Annotated in this window: 1 protein-coding gene; it reads right to left on the bottom strand. The window is 70.6% G+C overall.

Annotated elements, in window-relative coordinates; translation table 11 throughout:
* The coding region (locus B3611_RS01820) for a hypothetical protein (RefSeq protein WP_291313374.1) at positions 1 to 344 on the bottom strand (344 nt) is incomplete at both ends.

Genomic DNA, 344 nt, shown 5'->3' with positions numbered 1-344 from the left:
CTTGGCGGGGTCGGCGGTCTCGATCTCGCGGGCGGCTGCCTCGTTCTCGACGGTGAAGGTGATGTCGCGGTCGAGGAAGACCTCGGTGAGGTCGATGGAGCCCCTGTCGGTGAGGAAGTACTTGTCCGTCAGCTCGCGCACGCCCGCGCGCGCGACCACCTCGTCGCGGAAGCGCTCGTAGATGTCGGCCTCCTCGATGGGCGTGCCCTCGGCGTCGTACCAGCCGGGCTTGGGGTCCTCCGCCCAGCTGACCAGGCCCATCATCCAGGCCATCTCGAGCACGCCGGCGGCGGTGAGCTCGACCGTGCCGTCGCGCCGGATGCCGTACTCAGCCTCGCGGCGGG

It is taken from the genome of Corynebacterium sp. UBA2622, assembly GCF_002339505.1.
Lineage (GTDB): Bacteria > Actinomycetota > Actinomycetes > Mycobacteriales > Mycobacteriaceae > Corynebacterium.
Note: the sequence above shows the minus strand (reverse complement) of the source record. Positions and strands in the feature narration are given on the sequence as shown.